General features: G+C 71.0%; 15 protein-coding genes. 10 read left to right on the top strand and 5 right to left on the bottom strand.

Going from position 1 to position 17,209, the window contains the following annotated elements:
- Positions 1-2 precede the first annotated feature (2 nt).
- The 4 genes from ACFHPP_RS13930 (at position 3) to ACFHPP_RS13945 (ending at position 4,570) form a co-directional block, all read left to right on the top strand.
- Positions 3-596, top strand: a complete 594-nt coding sequence (locus tag ACFHPP_RS13930) for a TIGR00730 family Rossman fold protein (protein ID WP_437163850.1) — start codon at positions 3-5, stop codon at positions 594-596.
- The gene (locus ACFHPP_RS13935; protein ID WP_437163851.1) at positions 593-1,561 is read left to right on the top strand and encodes a bifunctional riboflavin kinase/FAD synthetase; all 969 of its coding nucleotides are present in this window, start codon (positions 593-595) and stop codon (positions 1,559-1,561) included. The genes ACFHPP_RS13930 and ACFHPP_RS13935 overlap by 4 nt, the downstream gene beginning before the upstream one ends.
- Positions 1,562-1,658: 97 nt before the next feature.
- Entirely contained in the window at positions 1,659-3,863 is a 2,205-nt protein-coding gene (locus ACFHPP_RS13940; RefSeq protein WP_437163852.1) for a hypothetical protein, read from the top strand.
- Positions 3,864-3,871: 8 nt separating this feature from the next.
- Positions 3,872-4,570 (top strand): polysaccharide biosynthesis/export family protein, encoded by a 699-nt coding sequence (locus ACFHPP_RS13945; RefSeq protein ID WP_437163853.1) that lies wholly within the window; start codon positions 3,872-3,874, stop codon positions 4,568-4,570.
- On the opposite strand, the gene ACFHPP_RS13950 is transcribed toward ACFHPP_RS13945, so the two are convergent.
- From ACFHPP_RS13950 to ACFHPP_RS13965, 4 genes are read right to left on the bottom strand one after another with little or no spacing between them, the layout of a single operon-like run.
- The gene (locus ACFHPP_RS13950) at positions 4,567-5,505 is read right to left on the bottom strand and encodes a glycosyl hydrolase family 18 protein (RefSeq protein WP_437163854.1); all 939 of its coding nucleotides are present in this window, start codon (positions 5,503-5,505) and stop codon (positions 4,567-4,569) included. The genes ACFHPP_RS13945 and ACFHPP_RS13950 overlap by 4 nt on opposite strands.
- On the bottom strand, positions 5,502-6,758 hold the full coding sequence (locus ACFHPP_RS13955) for a hypothetical protein (RefSeq protein ID WP_437163855.1): 1,257 nt from the start codon (positions 6,756-6,758) through the stop codon (positions 5,502-5,504). Before ACFHPP_RS13955 ends, ACFHPP_RS13950 begins: the two co-directional genes overlap by 4 nt.
- A gap of 52 nt (positions 6,759-6,810) precedes the next feature.
- Entirely contained in the window at positions 6,811-7,596 is a 786-nt protein-coding gene (locus ACFHPP_RS13960) for a WecB/TagA/CpsF family glycosyltransferase (RefSeq protein WP_437163856.1), read from the bottom strand.
- A gap of 29 nt (positions 7,597-7,625) precedes the next feature.
- Positions 7,626-8,681 (bottom strand): exopolysaccharide biosynthesis polyprenyl glycosylphosphotransferase, encoded by a 1,056-nt coding sequence (locus tag ACFHPP_RS13965; RefSeq protein ID WP_437163857.1) that lies wholly within the window; start codon positions 8,679-8,681, stop codon positions 7,626-7,628.
- Between the two features lie 322 nt (positions 8,682-9,003).
- On the opposite strand from ACFHPP_RS13965, the gene ACFHPP_RS13970 reads away from it, so the two are divergent.
- From ACFHPP_RS13970 to ACFHPP_RS13995, 6 genes are all read left to right on the top strand, one after another.
- Positions 9,004-10,215 carry a M20 aminoacylase family protein gene (locus tag ACFHPP_RS13970; RefSeq protein WP_437163858.1) on the top strand — a complete coding sequence of 404 codons (1,212 nt, stop codon included), beginning with the start codon at positions 9,004-9,006 and terminating at the stop codon, positions 10,213-10,215.
- A gap of 126 nt (positions 10,216-10,341) precedes the next feature.
- Complete coding sequence (locus ACFHPP_RS13975) at positions 10,342-12,132, top strand: peptide ABC transporter substrate-binding protein (RefSeq protein WP_437163859.1); 1,791 nt, start codon at positions 10,342-10,344, stop codon at positions 12,130-12,132.
- A 12-nt stretch (positions 12,133-12,144) separates the two neighbouring features.
- Positions 12,145-13,104 (top strand): ABC transporter permease, encoded by a 960-nt coding sequence (locus tag ACFHPP_RS13980; protein WP_430670450.1) that lies wholly within the window; start codon positions 12,145-12,147, stop codon positions 13,102-13,104.
- On the top strand, positions 13,070-14,002 hold the full coding sequence (locus ACFHPP_RS13985) for an ABC transporter permease (protein ID WP_437163860.1): 933 nt from the start codon (positions 13,070-13,072) through the stop codon (positions 14,000-14,002). The genes ACFHPP_RS13980 and ACFHPP_RS13985 overlap by 35 nt, the downstream gene beginning before the upstream one ends.
- A gap of 151 nt (positions 14,003-14,153) precedes the next feature.
- Positions 14,154-15,146 carry an ABC transporter ATP-binding protein gene (locus ACFHPP_RS13990; RefSeq protein ID WP_437163861.1) on the top strand — a complete coding sequence of 331 codons (993 nt, stop codon included), beginning with the start codon at positions 14,154-14,156 and terminating at the stop codon, positions 15,144-15,146.
- On the top strand, positions 15,143-16,120 hold the full coding sequence (locus ACFHPP_RS13995) for an ABC transporter ATP-binding protein (protein ID WP_437163862.1): 978 nt from the start codon (positions 15,143-15,145) through the stop codon (positions 16,118-16,120). Before ACFHPP_RS13990 ends, ACFHPP_RS13995 begins: the two co-directional genes overlap by 4 nt.
- On the opposite strand, the gene modC is transcribed toward ACFHPP_RS13995, so the two are convergent.
- The gene (gene modC, locus ACFHPP_RS14000) at positions 16,117-17,208 is read right to left on the bottom strand and encodes a molybdenum ABC transporter ATP-binding protein (protein WP_437163863.1); all 1,092 of its coding nucleotides are present in this window, start codon (positions 17,206-17,208) and stop codon (positions 16,117-16,119) included. The two genes, ACFHPP_RS13995 and modC, sit on opposite strands and share 4 nt — an antisense overlap.
- Position 17,209 lies beyond the last annotated feature (1 nt).

The following is a 17,209-nucleotide window of genomic DNA, read 5'->3' on the forward strand; positions in this document are numbered from 1 at the left end:
TCGTGACCAGACCGAAGCGGGTGTGCGTGTTCTGCGGCTCCATGGTGGGCGCCCGGCCGGAATATGCCGAGGCGGCGCGGGAGCTGGGGCGGGAGGTCGCGCGGCGCGGCCTCGGGCTGGTCTATGGCGGCGGCGCCGTCGGGCTGATGGGCATCGCCGCCGATGCGGCGCTGTCCGCCGGCGCGGAGGTGATCGGCGTGATCCCGCACGGGCTGCTGAAGCGCGAGGTCGGCCATGGCGGCGGGGTCGAGATGCACGTCGTCGACACCATGCATGAGCGCAAGGCGCTGATGGCCGACCTGTCGGATGGCTTCATCGTGCTGCCCGGCGGCTTCGGCACGCTGGAGGAAGCGGTGGAGGCGCTGACCTGGGCGCAGCTTGGCATCCAGGCCAAGGGCGTGGTGTTCCTGGACACCGAGGGCTTCTGGACCCCGTTCCTGGACGTGCTGGACTTCATGCTGGCCGAGGGTTTCGTGCGGGAGACGCAGCGGCCGCTGGCGATGCGCGCGGGCACGGTGGCGGAGGCGCTGGACAAGTTGTCCGCTTTTGCACCGCCACCCGGGACACAGCCCTGGCTGCGGCCGGAACAGGCGTGACACCCATCCTGATCGAGGACTGGCACGGCATCGCGCCCGGGCTGCGCGGTGCCACGGTGGCGCTGGGCAATTTCGATGGCGTGCATTTGGGCCACCTGGCCGTGCTGCGCGCCGCCCATGCGGCCCGGCCCGACCTGCCGCTCGCCGCCCTGACCTTCGAGCCGCATCCGCGCGAGCATTTCCGGCCGGAGGACCCGCCCTTCCGCCTGACCCTGCTGCCCGCCAAGGCGGCGGCGCTGGGCGCGGCGGGGGTGCGCCAGGTGTTCGCGCTGCCCTTCGACGCAAGGCTTGCGGCGATGCCGGCGGAGGAGTTCGTGGAACAGGTCCTGCACCGCGAGATCGGTGCCCTGCACCTGGCCTGCGGCGCCGACTTCGCCTTCGGCCACAGGCGCGGCGGCGACGTGGCCTTCCTGGCGCATCAGGCGGAGGCGCGCGGCATCGGGCTGAGCGTGGTGCCGCCGGTGGTGGATGAGGGCGGGCCGATCTCCTCCACCCGCATCCGCCGCGCCCTGCAGGACGGCTATCCGGACCGTGCCGCCACCGAGCTCGGCCGCGACTGGGAGGTGCGCGGGGAGGTGTTCCATGGCGACAAGCTGGGGCGCGAGCTGGGCTGGCCGACCGCAAACATCCTGCTCGGCCGGCACCTGGAGCCGGCGCGCGGCGTCTATGCGGTGCGCGTCGCGCTGGCCGATGGCCGGGTGCTGACCGGCGTCGCCAATGTCGGCCGCCGGCCGACGCTGGGCGGCGACCCGGTGACGCGGCTCGAAACCCACATCTTCGACTTCGCCGGCGACCTGTACGGCCAGGAAATCGGGGTGCGGCTGGCGCATTTCCTCCGGGCGGATGCGACCTTCGCTGGCCTCGACGAACTGAAGGCGGCCATTGCGGCGGATGCGGCGGAGGCGCGGCGAGTTCTGGCGACGCAACACACGCAAAAGGTTGGCGCAGCGGTCCAGTTGCGCTAAGCGTAGTCCCAATTCGGTTGACGGGATACGTGATCTTGGAACGGTCTGGTGCAGTAGGGGGAGTGCTTCGCGCGGCAACCCTGGAACTGCCTGGGCCGTGAGGGCGGAGCCCTCCGCCGGGCCGGTCTTCGGCTCCCTCGTCGCGGCGCGTGGACGGCCACGCCGCGTCGCCGCACGGGCGATCGCGCCCAGCGCCGCCCCGCTGGCACCGGACGACGCCGGGTTGCGGCCGATCGATTTCGTGGTCACTGCCCTGCTGCGCAAGCGGCTTCTGGCCGGCGCGTTCCTGCTGCCCTGCCTGGCGGGCCTGGCGGCCGCAGCGCTGGTCGAGACGCGCTTCAACGCCCAGGCTGTCCTGGTGGCGCTGACGGCGCGGGAGGGGGCCGGGACGCAGGGCCTTTCCGGCTTCGGGCCTTCCGTGGTCGCGGTCGAAATCACGAAGGCGGTGCGCTCCGAGGCCGAGATCCTGCGCAGCGTGCCGGTGGTGCAGGATGCGGTCGCGGCGGTCGGCGCCGCGCGGCTGTATCCCGGCATCGGCGAAGGCGGGCCGCTGTCCTGGCTGCGGCCGGCGGCCGGCGAGGCGGAACGGGTGGCGCTGGCCGCCGAACGCTTCGCGCGCAACCTGCGGATCGACACGGAGACCGGCAGCAACGTGCTGCGCGTCAGCTTCCCCTTCCCCGACCGCGCCCTGGCGGTGGAGGCGCTGGAGGCGTTGCTGGCCGCCTACTACGAACGCCGACGCGAAACCTTCGCCGAGGATGGCGCGCGGCTGGTCGGCGCCGAACTCGCCCGCCGCGACGAGACGCTGCGGGCGCTGGAGACGCGGATCCAGCAGGTGAAGACCGAATTCGGCGTGCTCGACATCGGCCAGGAGATCACCCTGACGGCGGCGCGGCTGGATGGGCTGGGGCAGCGGGAGGACCGGGCGCGCGAACAGCAGGCGACCTCCGCCGCGCAGCTTGCCGCGGCGCGGACACGGCTGGCGGCGCAGCCCGGCCGGGTGCTGGCCTCCGAGGATACCACCAACGTCCTGCCGAACGACGACGCCCGCAACCAGCTGACCCGGCTGCTGCTGGAACAGCGGCAGATGGCCAGCAACTACCAGCCCGACTACGCGCCGCTGCGCGAGCTGGAGCGGCGCATCGAGGTGGCGCGCAGCACGGTGGAAAGCGCCGCCCGCACCAACCTGTTCACCCGCCGCCAGGTGCGCAACCCGACGGTGGAGCTGCTGGCCGGCCGCGTCGCGGTGCTGGAAGTGGAAACCGATGCCTGGCGCGCGCAATCCGCCGAATTGCAGCGCCAGAGGGCGGATTTGGAGGCACGGCGCCTGGCGCTGCTGGAAGCCGAGCGGCGGCTGCGCGCGCTGGAACGCGAGCGCGGGTCGCTGGAAGCGGTGACGCGGCAATTCGTGGCGCGGGAGGCCGGCACGCGGCTGGACGAATCGGCCGGGCGGGAACAGCCGCCCAGCGTGCGGACCGTGCAGGCGCCGACCGCACCATGGCAGGGGCAGAGCCCACGGCTGATGCTGGCGCTCGGCGGCGTTGTCGCCGGGCTGATGTTCGCCGCCGGCGTGCTGATCGCGCTGACGCTCAGCCGCCGCAGCCTGGCGACTCCCTCCGAGGCCGAGCGTGGGCTGCGGCTGCCGGCACTCGGCGTGTTCGGCCGGCTGGAGACGGCGCCGGCGCGGATCATCACCCGGCCGGAGGCGGCGGACCTCGCGGCGCTGCTGCTGGATGCACGGGTCGGTGCGCATCGCCCGCAGATCATCCGCTTCGTGGCGCCGGCCGGCACGGTGGACGAAGGCGCCGCGCTGCGCATGCTGGCGGTGGAATTCGCCCGCAACCGCGGCCTGCAGACATTGCTGGTGGATTTGCAATCGGATGGCCGCGGGCACCTGGCGGCGCTGGGGTCCAGCCCGCTGGAGGTGGAACGGATCCCAGGCCAGGTGCTGACCTTCAGCACCGTGATCCCGAACCTCTGGGTCTCCTACGAGGCGCGCGACTCGCGGCTGCTCGACCCGCAGGCGTCGCGGGAGCAGGTGGAGCTGCTGGCGGCGCAGCTGCGGGATGCCTTCGACGTGGTGATGGTGCTGGGGCCGGATGGCGGGGAGGATACCTACGCCATGGCCCGGCTGAGTGCGCTGGTGGATGCGAACGTCATGCTGCTGCGATCCGAACAGACCAATGTGCAGGCGGCGCGCGCGGCGCGGGACTTCGTGCAGGATGCGGGCGGCCACCTGCTCGGCTTCGTGGTGACCGAACAGCGCCAGCTTGTGCCCGCCGCCCTCGGGCGGCTGCTGTGATCCGCCGGGTGGTTCTGTTGGGGCTGGTGGCGCTCGCCGGGTGCAGTTCCGCGCGCATCACGCCGGTGCCGCACCGCGCGGTGGAATTCCAGCCCTGGTCGGACGCGGCGCCGGCCTATCGCTTCGCGCCCGGCGACAAGGTGCGCGTGCAGTTCCTGCGCACGCCGGAGATGAACGAGGTGGCCCTGGTCGCGCCCGACGGCGCCATCGGCCTGCGCGCCGCCGGCCGGGTGCAGGCCGCGGGGATGACGGCGGAAGACTTGCAGGCGGCCGTCGCCACCGCATCCCAGCGCGTGCTGATCGCGCCGGTGGTCACGGCGTCGCTGGAGGAAGCCAGCGGGTCGCTGGTGATGGTCGGCGGGTCGGTGAACCGGCCCGGCGCCTATCCGCTGGCCGGGCGGCGCGGCGCGCTGGAACTGATCCTGCTGGCTGGCGGCTTCGATGCGGAGGCGCGGATGGAGGAGGTGGTGCTGATCCGCCGTGGCCCGGGCGACCGGCCGATGGTCCGCACCATCGACGTGCGCAACTTCGTCCAGGGCGGCGACACCACGGGCGACGTCCCGGTGCTGCCCAGTGACATCGTCTTCGTGCCGCGCAGCCGCGTGGCGGAGGCGAACCTGTGGGTCGACCAGAACATCAACCGGATGCTGCCGTTCAGCCGGAGCTTCGGCTACGCGATCAATTCGGGGCGCGTGAACGGATTCTAGCAGGACCTTAACCCGCGGCAGATGGCGCCGGCCATCGCCGCGACGAAGGGCGCGCCGCGGCGGTCGTGCGGGGAGGCCATCTGCAGGCTGTAGAGCATCATCCCGCCGCCCTCCCGCGCCGCGCGCCGCGCCAGCCCCTCGACCTGCGCCAGGCGCTGGCTGGGCGGCAGCGCCGAGCCCTGCACCGAGACGCCGAGCAGCAGCGGGCCGGGAAAGACGGCGCGGTAGGCGCCGAAGGCCTCGGCGGGGTCGTAGCGGGGGCCGGCGTCGTAGGCCATGATGGACACCAGGTCGATCTCGCGCGCCGCCGGCGACCGCAGCAGCGCCAGCGCCATGCCGGTGTAGGGGCTGCCGGGGCGGGCGTCGCGCCACGCGCCCTCGCCATAGGCCCCGACGCTCCACAGCGCCACCGTCAGCAAGGCGGGGCGCGGCAGGGCCAGGCGGAACGCCTCGACGATGGCGATGAAGCGGGCGTCGGAGGCGCAGCGGATGCGGCCGGCGGACAGGCGGCAGGCCGGGTCGGGCGGCTCGAAATCCACGTCGACGCCATCGAGGCCAAGGTCGCGCACCAGCCGCGCCACCGCCGCCACGTCCAGCGCGGGCCAGTTCGGGTAGGTGGCGCCGCCGACCGAGAGCAGCACCTTCGTCCGCGGCGAGCGCAGCCGCAGCGCCGCCACGGCATCCCGCGCCACGGCGCCGGCGAAGGGGAAGCCGAGGCCGGTGCCGCGCAGATCGAGGCCGCCGGCATAGGCGAGGTCCGGCCGCGCGAAGGCCAGCATCACCAGGTCCAGGCCGCCGGGAAGCCGGGCCAGGCGCGTCGCGTCCGGGTCCGTGGTGGCGGCCTCCGCCCAGGTCTCGTGGTAGCCGGCGAAGCGCGGAGGCTCGGCGGCGGCGGCCAGGGGCACCAGCAGCAGGGCCAACAGCAGCCGGATCACGCCGGCGCGGTCCGGGCCTGGCGTTGCAGATAAACGAAGATGGCGAGCAGCGCGCAGACCTCGCCCGGCGCCCAGATCGCCGACAGGACCGGGGAGGCCAGCAGCATGTAGCGCAGCCCATCCGTCAGCGCCGGCACCAGCGCGTCCCGCGGCGCGGAGGGCGTGCGCAGCCCCTCCCGCAGCGCGGCGAGATAGACGGCCAGGATCAGCACCGCGCCGAGCAGCCCGTATTCGAAGACGATGCCGAACCAGCCGAGGTCGGCGAGGTAGAAATTGGCGTGGTTGAAGAATTCCTGGAAGCTGATGTCGCTCGCCCGCGTCAGCGCCCCGAGGCCCAGCAGCCAGCCCAGCGGATTCTGGTTCAGGAAGCCGACAGCGAGTTCCAGCGTCAATTCGCGCACCGAAAGCGACCCGCCCAGGAAGTCGAGGCTGAGACCGCCCTCCCGCATCGCCAGGACCCCGGCCAGCACCGTGCCGGCGACGGCGGCGCCATAGCCAAGCACCACGCGCAGCGCCAGGCGCGCCTCGCTGAACAGGATCCAGCCGAGCACGGCGATCAGGCACAGGATGACGGTGCGCTGCTTGTAGGCGACCAGCAGCAGCAGCACGCCCAGCACCACCACCACCAGCCGCAGCATCTCCCCGCGCCGCATCGCCAGCCGGGCCTGGAGGAACAGGAACAGGATGCCGAAGATCAGCGGCAGCACGATGCGGTTGCCGCGCTCGACATCCCAGAGGAACAGCAGGGAGGCCGCCTCGCCCGGGGCATTGGTGCGATAGGCGGTCTCCGGCATCACCACCCACAGCACGGCCAGCAGCAGGAAGCTGGCGCCGCCGAGCAGGGTGAAGGCGCGTGCCAGATCCTCCGGCCGCGGCCGCAGCCAGCCGAGCAGCCACAGGATGGAAAAATAGTAGGTGAAGGGCAGCACCTTCAGCGTGGCGGTGATGGCGGAGGGGTAGCCCTGGTCGAAGTAGATCATGCCGAACAGCGGCGCGACCAGCACGGTGTAGGCCAGCACGGCCACCAGCAGCCCCGCGTAGCGCGGCCGCTGCAGCAGCCCGAGCAGCGCGATCGGCAGGGTCAGCAGCGGCCAGGCCTTGGACAGGACGTACAGCGGGTAGATGTCGGTGACGTAGTGGAAGCTCTGCAGGTACAGCGGCAGCAGCAGCAGCAGAACGGCGAGCGTACCGGTCCGGCTGGCCTCCGCCGGACGCGGCGCGGCGCGGGCGCCGGCGGTGCCGAAGCTGATCACCGCACCGGGCCGGGCGCGCGGCGCGGGCGGGCCGGGCTGGACCGGGCGCCGCTCATCGGCGCCAGGCCCGCCGCGCGATGTCGGGCGCAGCCAGCGCCAGCAGCGGCAGCGATTCCACGAAGACGCGGCGCCACATGCGGCGCGGTTCCTGCACCAGGCGGTGCAGCCATTCCAGCCCGGCACGGCGCATCCAGGCGGGCGCGCGGCGCCGGGCGCCGGTGATGAAATGCAGCGAACTGCCGATGCACAGGCCGATGCCGGTGGCGCCGCCGACCGCCGAGATGGCGGCGGCGAGCCTTTCGCTCTGCGGCGATCCGGTCGCGAGGAAGGTGAAGCGCGCCGGGTGACGGAGCGCGAAGTCGAGGCAGGCCTGCATCGCCGCGGGGTTCGCGGCCAGGCCCATGGGCGGGTTGTGGTGCGCGATGCCGAGGCGCGGGAAGCGCGCGCGCAGGCGTTCGATCACCTCCGGCTCGCAGCCGATGACGGTGATGCGGTCGCCCGGTTGCAGCACGCGGGCGAACAGCGCCGCCGTCAGGTCGCTGCCGGCACAGAGCGGCAGGTCCTGCCCGGCCAGCGCCGCGAGGCGACGCACCACCTGGCTGTCGCAGGTGCAGAGCCAGGAGTCGCGATGGTAGATCGGCGCCCATTCCGCCGGCGCGCGGTTCAGCAGCACCACGTGCTGCGCATTGGGCGTGACGATGAACGCAAAGGGCGCCGCGGGTTCGCGGCTGCCGGCCAGGGCCAGCACCTCCTCCAGCCCAAATGGAGAAAAATCCACGCCGAAGACGCGGCGGCGGGGTGGTGCTGCGGTGGCGGGGATGGTGGCTGTCGCCAGCATGGGGAACCCTGGGATGGCCGGCGGGCGGCTCAGACGGCGTCGCGGCCCGACAGCAGCATGCCGATGGTCCGCCAGATGATGAGCAGGTCCAGGCGGATCGACCAGTTCTGGATATACTCGAGGTCCATGGACACCGCCCAGGCCGCCTTGTCCAGCGTGCGGATTCCACCGCGGGAGCCATTGACCTGCGCCCAGCCCGTCATGCCGGGCTTCACCTTGTGGCGCTCGATGTACTGCGTCACGGCGTCCGCATAGCGGCGGTCGCCGACGCGCATGTTCACCGCCTGTGGCCGCGGGCCGACCAGGGACATGTCGCCCTTCAGCACGTTCAGCAGTTGCGGCAACTCGTCCAGGCTGAAGCGGCGCAGCACGCGGCCGACGCGGGTGACGCGCGGGTCATCCGGCAGGGTGCCGCCGACGCCTTCCTGGTCCGGCGCATCGTTCGTCATCGTGCGGAACTTCAGCACGCCGAAGACCCGGTTGTTGAATCCGATGCGCTGCTGGCGGAACAGCACGCCGCCCGGGCTGTCCAGCAAGATGGCCAGGGCGATCAGCGCCAGGAAGGGCGCGCCGAGGGTGAGGATCACCAGCGCCAGGGCGATGTCCATCGCGCGCTTGGCCGCCTTGCCGAAGCGGGACATCGGCCGTTCGACCAGGCGGGACAGATGCGCGCCGGCCAGCCAGATCGCATCGCCGGACCCAGGCAGGGGCCGGGCCACCGGCTCGAAGGCCGATTCGTTCAGGATGACGATGTCGACCGGCAGGGACCGCAGCCGCGCCGTCAGCTCGCTGATCCGGCCGGTGGCGCTGGAGGGCAGCGCCAGGATGATGTGGTCCAGCGGGTTCTCCCGCGCATAGGCGATCAGGTCGTCGACCCGGCCGCTGATGGTGAACTGCGCGTCGTTCTCCCGCCGCCCGTTGCGATCGTCGAAGATGCCGAGCAGTTCCACCGGGCGCCTGGACTCGAACACCAGCTTCTGCGCCAGGCGGTCCGCCAGGTGGTTGGCGCAGACGATGGCCACGCGCTGCGGCACGGCGACGGATCGCCGGAGCGTGTTCCAGGCCGCGTCCATCCTGCGCAACATCGAGAACGCCTCTGCAGGGAAGGGAGGGCCGTTGGGGCTGGCCTGCTGCACTCGCATGGAGATTGATGACCAATCCGGCACCCGGCAGGATCCCGGGCACCATGACACCGCCAGAACATTGCGGCGCCGTGCGTGTACTCTTGCGGTAAGAGGCTGTCAATAATTTATGTTATAGTTGAATTTAGAGACGCCAGAGACATTTCTGGATGATCCCGGTGGTGCGGCCCCGGGCGATACGACGCGGCCGATGCCCCGCCCGCCAGGCTCGCCAGCCCGATCGTCCCGGGCCACTCTGGCGCCGGACAGCAAGGGATCGACCACCATGACCCAGGACGTGATCGCCGCCGTGCAGGCCTGGCAGCCGGAACTGGCCGCCATCCGGCAGGACATCCATGCCCATCCCGAAATGGGGATGGAGGAACACCGGACCGCGGCGCTGGTCGCCGCACGGCTGCGCGACTGGGGCGTGGAGGTGGCGGAGGGCGTGGGCCGGCTCGGCGTCGTCGGCACCATCCGCGGCACCCGCCCCGGCCAGCGCGTGATCGGCCTGCGTGCGGACATGGACGCGTTGCAGATCCCGGAGGCGACCGGGGTGCCCTATGCCTCCACCAACCCCGGCGTGATGCATGCCTGCGGGCATGACGGCCACACCACCATGCTGCTCGGCGCCGCGAAGTACCTGGCGGAGAACCGGGATTTTGCCGGCACCGTCCACCTGATCTTCCAGCCGGCCGAGGAAGGCCGCGGCGGCGCGCGGGCGATGCTGGCGGATGGGCTGTTCGAGCGGTTTCCCTGCGATGCCGTCTACGGCCTGCACAACAAGCCGACGCTCGCGGCCGGGCAGTTCGCGACCCGCAAGGGCCCGGCGCTGGCGGCGACCGACAGCTTCGCCGTGACCTTCCGCGGCACCGGCGGGCATGGCGGGTCGACGCCGCATCTGGCCACCGACATCACCATCGTGCAGGCGCATTTCGTGCTGGCCCTGCAGACCATCGTCGGGCGCAACGTGCCGGCGGTGGAGGCGGCCGTCCTCAGCGTCGGCTCGATCCAGGGCGGCTCGCCGGTCTCGCCCAACGTCATGCCGGCCGAGCTTGTCGTCACCGGGACCTCACGCAGCTACGCGCCCAAGGTGCGGGACCTGCTGGAGCGGCGGATCGGCGAACTCGCCACCGGGCTGGCCGCGGCGCATGGCTGCACGGCGGAGGTCGCCTACCGCCGCGGCGTGCCGGCGCTGGTCAACCATGCCGAGCAGACCGATTTGGCGGTGGCCGCGGCTGCGAGGCTGGTCGGCGAGGCCGCGGTGGATGCGCAGTTCCCGCCGGTGACGGGCGGCGAGGATTTCGCGCTGATGCTGGAGGCGCGGCCCGGCGCCTTCATGTTCATCGGCGGCGGCAAGGGCCCCGACGGCACCTCCCCCAACCTGCACACCCCGCATTTCGACTTCAACGACGCGATCATCCCGATGGGCGTCGCCTATTGGGTCAGCGTGGTGGACCAGGAGCTGGGCCTGCAGCGGCCGGTTGGGGGAAGCTGAAGAAAAGGGGGTGCGGCATCCCTCTGCAATGCGCTAGCGTCAACGCCACAGGGGTTCGCGGGCAGCCGGGCGGTCGCAACAGACCCGGTGCCAGGTGGGCGATTCGGCTTACGGGAGAGTTTCGGGATGAATGAAGACAACCTGCGCCAACTGATCGGGCGCGTGCAGCGCGGCAGCCTCTCGCGCCGCGGCTTCGTCAAGCGCATGGCGGCGGTGGGGCTGACGGCGCCGATGGCGACGCAGCTTCTGGCCATGGCCGGTGCCGCGCCGGCCGCGGCGCAGACGGCTTCGGCCTATCCGGCCCAGCGTGGCGGCGGTGCGTTGAAGGTGCTGTACTGGCAGGGTGCCACGCTGCTGAACCCGCACTTCGCCGTCGGCACCAAGGACCAGGATGGCAGCCGCGTCTTCTACGAACCGCTCGCCGGCTGGGCGCAGGACGGTACGCTGGAGCCGGTGCTCGCCGCCGAGATTCCCTCGCGGGAGAATGGCGGGCTGGCCGAGGATGGCCGTTCCGTCACCTGGAAGCTGAAGCGCGGCGTGAAGTGGCATGACGGCCAGGATTTCTCGGCCGACGACGTCGTGTTCAACTGGGAATACGCCAAGGACCCGGCCACCGCCTCCGTCACCACCGGCAGCTACCGCGACGTCAACGTGGTGAAGGTGGACGACCACACGGTGCGGGTGGAATTCACGCGGCCGACGCCGTTCTGGGCGGATGCTTTCGTCGGCTCCCGCGGGATGATGATCCCGAAGCATCTGTTCAAGGACTACACCGGCGCCAAGTCCCGCGACGCCCCGGCCAACCTGCGCCCGGTCGGCACCAGCGGCTACAAGTTCACGGACTTCCAGCCGGGCGACATGGTGCGCGGCGAGGCGAACCCGAACTACCACATGCCGAACCGGCCGTTCTTCGACACGCTGGAGGTGAAGGGCGGCGGCGATGCGGTCTCCGCCGCGCGCGCCGTGATGCAGACCGGCGAGTTCGACTACGCCTGGAACATGCAGGTGGAGGATGAGATCCTCAAGCGGCTGGAAGCCAATGGCCGCGGCAAGGTGAACATCGTGCCTGGCGGCGGCATCGAGTTCATCCAGCTCCACACCCGCGATCCCTGGACCGAGGTGGAGGGGGAGCGCGCGCATATCAGCACCACCCACCCGACGCTGTCCGACCCCGCGGTGCGGCAGGCCATTTCCCTGCTGTGCGACCGCAATGCGCTTGAGCAGTTCATCTATGGCCGCGGCGGCCCGGCGACGGCGAACTTCCTGAACAACCCGCCGCGCTTCCGGTCGGAGAACATGAAGTTCGAGTTCTCCATCGCCAAGGCGAACGAAATTCTCGACGCCGCCGGATGGGTCCGTGCGCGCGACGGCATCCGCGCCAAGGACGGCAAGCGGCTGAAGTTCGTCTACCAGACCTCGATCAACACGCCGCGCCAGCGCACCCAGGCCGTCATCAAGCAGGCGGCGCAGCGGGCCGGCATCGACATCGAGGTGAAGGCCGTCACCGCCTCCGTCTTCTTCTCCTCGGACGTCGCGAACCCGGACACCTACACGAAGTTCTGGACCGACATCCAGATGTACACCACGACGATGCCGCAGGCCGACCCGCAGCTCTTCATGAACCAGTACGTGTCGTGGGAGATGTCGACCAAGGCGAATTCCTGGCAGGGCCGCAACATCGTCCGCTGGAAGAACGACGAATACGATGCCGCCTACCGCGCCGCGGAAGGCGAGCTGGACCCCGTGAAGCGGGCCGCGCTGTTCATCAAGATGAACGACCTGATCGTGGGGTCGAACCATGTCATCCCGCTGGTCGGGCGGCCCACCGTCTCCGCCAGCCTGAACACGCTGAGCCACAAGCTGAGCGCCTGGGACCTGACCTTCGGCTTCCTGCACGACTGGCACCGCGCCGCCTGATCGTCGCCGGACGTGACGAATTACGTCGTTCGCCGCCTGCTGATCGCGATCCCGAGCCTGCTCGGGATCAGCCTCATCCTGTTCACCGTGCTCGCGCTCGCGCCCGGTGACCCGTTCGAGGAACTGGCGAGCAACCCGGCCATCCCGCCCGACGTGCGGGCGGCGCTGCGGGCCAGCCTGGGGATGGATGACCCGGTCTGGACCCGCTACTTCAGCTGGCTGACCGCCATGCTGCGCGGCGACTGGGGCTTCTCCTTCGTCAGCCGCGTGAATGTCGACCAGCTCATCCTGGCGCGGCTGCCGACCACGCTCGCCATCATCGGGCTGTCGCAGCTGCTGGCGCTGGCCATCGCGCTTCCGGTCGGCGTGATGGCGGCGACGCGGCCCTATTCGGTGTTCGACCAGGTGGCGAACACGCTGGCCTTCATCGGCTTCTCGCTGCCCACCTTCTTCTCCGGCCTGCTGCTGATCCTGCTGTTCTCCATCACGCTGGACTGGCTGCCCTTCGTCTATCGCGCCGATCTCAGTTCCACCGGCTTCACCTGGCTGTGGGAGCAGGCACGGCAATCCATCATGCCGATCGCGGTGCTCGGCCTGTTCCAGGGCGCCGCCTGGACGCGCTTCGTGCGGTCCGCCGTCCTGGATGTCGTACGCCTCGACCATGTGACCACGGCGCGCGCGAAAGGCCTGCCGGAGGGGCGCATCACCACCCGCCACGTGGTGCGCAACGCGCTGATCCCGGTGGTGACGCTGGTGGCGTTGCAGATGCCCACCGTGTTCGGCGGCGCCATCGTGACGGAGCAGATCTTCCGCATCCCTGGCATCGGGTCGCTGCTGATCAGCGCCATCCTGGCGAACGACACGCCGGTGATCATGGCGGTGACCTTCGTCTTCGCCTGCCTCGTCATTTTCTTCAACCTGTTGGCGGATGTGATCTATGGCTGGCTCGACCCTCGCATCAGCTACAGCTAGCGTCCCCGCCACACCGCGGGCGCGGGTGACGCCGGGCGGCGAGGCGTGGCGACGCTTCCGCAAGCACAAGCTGGCGGTGGTCAGCCTTGCCGTGCTCAGCCTGCTGGTGCTGTCGCTGGTGTTCGGGCCGATGGTCTGGACGCTGCCGATCGACGAGATCGATTTTTCGGCGCGCCTTCAGGGGCCAAGCTGGGCGCATCCCTTCGGCACGGATGATCTGGGCCAGGACATCCTGGCGCGCGTGCTGCATGGCGGGCGAATCTCGCTGGCCGTGGGCGTCGCGGCCATGCTGGTCGCGGTGTTCGTCGGCGTGCTGGTCGGCGCCATCGCCGGCATGTCACGCGGGCGGGTGGACGCGGCGCTGATGTGGCTGACGGACCTGTTCCTGTCGCTGCCCGAATTGCCGCTGCTGCTGCTGATCATCTACCTGTTCCGCGACGGCCTGGCCGCCATCGTGGGGCCCGAGACCGGCGTCTTCATCATGATCGTCGTCGTCATCGGCGGCTTCCGCTGGATGCCGGTGGCGCGCCTGGTGCGGGCGCAGTTCTTCTCGCTGCGGGAGAAGGAATTCGTCGAGGCCGCGCGGGCGCTCGGCGCCTCCCGCTCCCGGCTGGTGGTGCGGCACATCCTGCCGAATGCGCTGGGGCCGGTGATCGTGGCGGCGACCATCGACGTGGCGGCGGCGATCATCGCCGAAAGCACGCTGTCCTTCCTCGGCCTCGGCTTCCCGCCGGATATCCCGACCTGGGGCCGGCTGCTGTTCGATGCCAAGGACAACCTCGATTTCGCGCCGCATTGGGCGCTGTTCCCGGGGCTCGCCATCTTCCTCACCGTGCTGACCATCAACTTCATCGGCGACGGACTGCGCGATGCCTTGGACCCGAGGCGCATCACGTGAATCTTTGCCCTCAAGCGCCAGGCGTCCACTCCGTGGCCGTGGCTTCACGGCAGTGCCGTGAACATGCCGAAGGCATGCCTGCGGCATCACGCATAAGCGGCGGGCACCATTCGGCGCCCCGGCCGGCTGCGCCGGCCGCAGGAATTATTGGATGACCGAGGTGCGTCTGCTCGAGGTCGAAGGCCTCAAGGTTCACTTCAAGACCGATGACGGCATCGTCCGCGCCGTCGATGGCGTCGACCTTGCCGTGGATCGTGGCGAGACGCTGTGCGTCGTCGGCGAATCCGGCTGCGGCAAGACCGTCACCGCCATGACCATCCTGAAGCTGGTGGCGATGCCGCCCGGCCGCATCGCGGCGGGGCAGATCCGCTTCCAGGGCCGGGACCTGGTGCCGCTGCCGCCGTCCGAGATGCAGAAGATCCGCTCGAAGGAGATCGGCTTCGTCTTCCAGGAACCGATGACCTCGCTGAACCCGGTCTACACCGTCGGCCACCAGATCGCGGAGACGGTGCGCCAGCACGAGGGCCTGTCCCGCCGCGCCGCGATGGACCGGGCGGCGGAGATGCTGCGGCTGGTCAACATCCCGAACCCGCAGCGCCGCGTGGATGACTATCCGCACCAGTTCTCCGGCGGCATGCGCCAGCGCGTGATGATCGCCATGGCGCTGTCCTGCAATCCGAAGCTGCTGATCGCGGACGAACCCACCACGGCGCTCGACGTCACCATCCAGGCGCAGATCCTGGAATTGCTGAACGAGATGAAGCAGCGCCTCGGCATGGCGGTGCTGCTGATCACGCACGCGATGGGCGTGGTGGCGGAAACCGCGCAGCGCGTCGTCGTGATGTACGCCGGCAAGGTGGTCGAGGAAGCGACGGTGGAGGAATTGTTCGCGAACCCCCGCCACCCCTACACCCAGGGCCTGATCCGCTCGATCCCGCGCATCGACCTGGCGGCGACCACGCATCGGCGGCTGGAGGCGATTCCGGGCACCGTGCCCTCCCTGCTCAACCCGCCGGTCGGCTGCCGCTTCGCCGCGCGCTGCCGCCACGCCATACCGGACTGCACCGCGGCGGAACCCGCCTTGCGCGAAGTGGCGCCGGGCCACAAGGCCGCCTGCATCCTGACGCCGGAGCCGGTCGCATGAGCACGGAACCGCTGCTCAGCGTGCAGAACCTGGAAAAGCGCTTCGCCGTGAAGGGCGGGCTGCTGCGCCGCACGATCGAGGAGGTGCACGCCGTCTCCGGCGTCAGCTTCGACATCGCGCCGGGCGAGACCCTCGGCCTGGTCGGTGAATCCGGCTGCGGCAAATCCACCACCGGTCGCCTGATCCTGCGGCTGATCGAGCCCAGCGGCGGCAAGGTATGGTTTGAAGGTCGCGACGTCACGGCGCTGGACCGCAACCAGCTCGGCACGCTGCGGCGCGACATGCAGATCATCTTCCAGGACCCCTTCGCGAGCCTGAACCCGCGCATGACGGTGGGTGCGATCATCGGCGAGGCGCTGGTGATCCACAAACTCGGCCGGACGCGGCAGGAACGCGAGGATCGGGTGGTGGACCTGCTGGAGACGGTGGGCCTGAACGCCGACCAGATGCGGCGCTTCCCACATGAATTCTCCGGCGGGCAGCGGCAGCGCATCGGCATCGCCCGCGCGCTGGCGGTCTCGCCGAAGCTCGTCGTCTGCGATGAGCCGGTCTCCGCGCTGGACGTCTCGATCCAGGCGCAGGTGGTGAACCTGCTGGAGGACCTGCAGCAGAAATTCGGCCTGACCTACCTGTTCATCGCGCATGACCTGTCCGTGGTGGAACACACCAGCGACCGGGTGGCGGTGATGTATCTCGGCCGGATCGTGGAGATCGCGACGGCGCGCGACCTCTACACCAACCCGCTGCACCCCTACACGGAAGCGCTGCTTTCCGCCGTGCCGATCCCGGACCCGACGGTGAAGCGCCAGCGCATCATGCTGAAGGGCGACGTGCCGAGCCCGCTGAACCCGCCGAGCGGCTGCCACTTCCACACCCGCTGCCCGATCGCCAGGCCGGGGGCGTGCCAGGAGGTGGTGCCGGAACTGCGGGAGGTGGCGCCGGGGCATCGGGTGGCGTGCCACTGGCGGGGTTAGCGACCCCCCAGGTGGTCGAAGGTCACCGCCTTCAGCAGGGCCCACACCGGCATCCCCGGCACCAATCCCAGGCGCGAGACGCTGTCCTGCGTCACCCGCGCCAGCACGATGCTGGGGCCGATGGACAGGTGCAGGAAGCGCTCCTGCGGGCCGCTGCCGGGGCTGATTTGCCCGAGCGTCGCGGGCAGGATGTTGCGGGTGGACAGGCCGCGCGGTTCCTCCGTCGCCACCGCCACGTCGCGCGCGCGGATGCGGATGCGAAGCCGGGTGCCGAGGGGCTCGGGCCGGGATGTCGCCACCAGCGTGCCGCCGGCAAACTCCAGGCGGGTCAGGCCGCCGGCCAAGTCATGCGCTGCCACGGTGCAGGGCAGCAGCACGCCGGCATCGCGCCGCGCCGCCAGCGGCAGGTCGGTGCGGGCGGAGAGGTCCTCCACCGCGCCCTCGGCCAGCACGCGCCCGTCGCGCAGCAGCACCAGGCGGTCGGCCAGCGCGTCCACCTCCTCCAGCGCGTGGGTCACGTACAGGATGGGCAGGCGCGTCGCGTCGCGCAGGCGGGCGAGGAAGGGCAGCACCTCCGCGCGTCGTGCCGCATCCAGCGCCGCCAGCGGCTCGTCCATCAGCAGCAGGCGCGGCCGGGCGAGCAGGGCGCGGCCCAGCGCCACGCGCTGGCGCTCGCCACCCGAAAGCCCGGCGGGGCGACGCGCCAGCAGGGGCGCGATGCCGAGCAGGTCCACCACCTCCTCGAAGCCGGGGCCCTCGGCGCCGGCGGGGGCGCGGCGCAGGCCGTAGCGCAGGTTGGTCTCGATGCTGAGATGCGGGAACAGCCGCGCATCCTGGAACACCACGCCGCAGCGCCGGCGCTCCGGCGGCAGGTCGACGCCGCGTGCGGTGTCCAGCAGCACGGTCCCTTCCAGCGCGACCCGCCCCCGATCCGGCCGCAGCAGGCCCGCGACCGCGGCCAGGATGGTGGATTTGCCGCAGCCGGAGGGGCCGAACAGCGCGGTGACGCCGGCCTCCGGCAGCCGGAACGCCGCATCCAGCGCGAAGCCGTCCCGCCCGAAGCGGTGCCGCAGGGCCACATCCAGCATC

Source organism: Falsiroseomonas sp. E2-1-a20, from assembly GCF_051433195.1.
Lineage (GTDB): Bacteria > Pseudomonadota > Alphaproteobacteria > Acetobacterales > Acetobacteraceae > Falsiroseomonas.

Bases quoted from the DNA above. Each gene is read 5' to 3' on its own strand.
- ACFHPP_RS13960 (WP_437163856.1), bottom strand. From the start codon at position 7,596: ATGCTGGCGACAGCCACCATCCCCGCCACCGCAGCACCACCCCGCCGC.
- ACFHPP_RS13965 (WP_437163857.1), bottom strand. From the start codon at position 8,681: ATGTTGCGCAGGATGGACGCGGCCTGGAACACGCTCCGGCGATCCGTC.
- ACFHPP_RS13970 (WP_437163858.1), top strand. From the start codon at position 9,004: ATGACCCAGGACGTGATCGCCGCCGTGCAGGCCTGGCAGCCGGAACTG.
- ACFHPP_RS13975 (WP_437163859.1), top strand. From the start codon at position 10,342: ATGAATGAAGACAACCTGCGCCAACTGATCGGGCGCGTGCAGCGCGGC.
- ACFHPP_RS13985 (WP_437163860.1), top strand. From the start codon at position 13,070: ATGGCTGGCTCGACCCTCGCATCAGCTACAGCTAGCGTCCCCGCCACA.
- ACFHPP_RS13990 (WP_437163861.1), top strand. From the start codon at position 14,154: ATGACCGAGGTGCGTCTGCTCGAGGTCGAAGGCCTCAAGGTTCACTTC.
- ACFHPP_RS13995 (WP_437163862.1), top strand. From the start codon at position 15,143: ATGAGCACGGAACCGCTGCTCAGCGTGCAGAACCTGGAAAAGCGCTTC.
- modC (WP_437163863.1), bottom strand. From the start codon at position 17,208: ATGCTGGATGTGGCCCTGCGGCACCGCTTCGGGCGGGACGGCTTCGCG.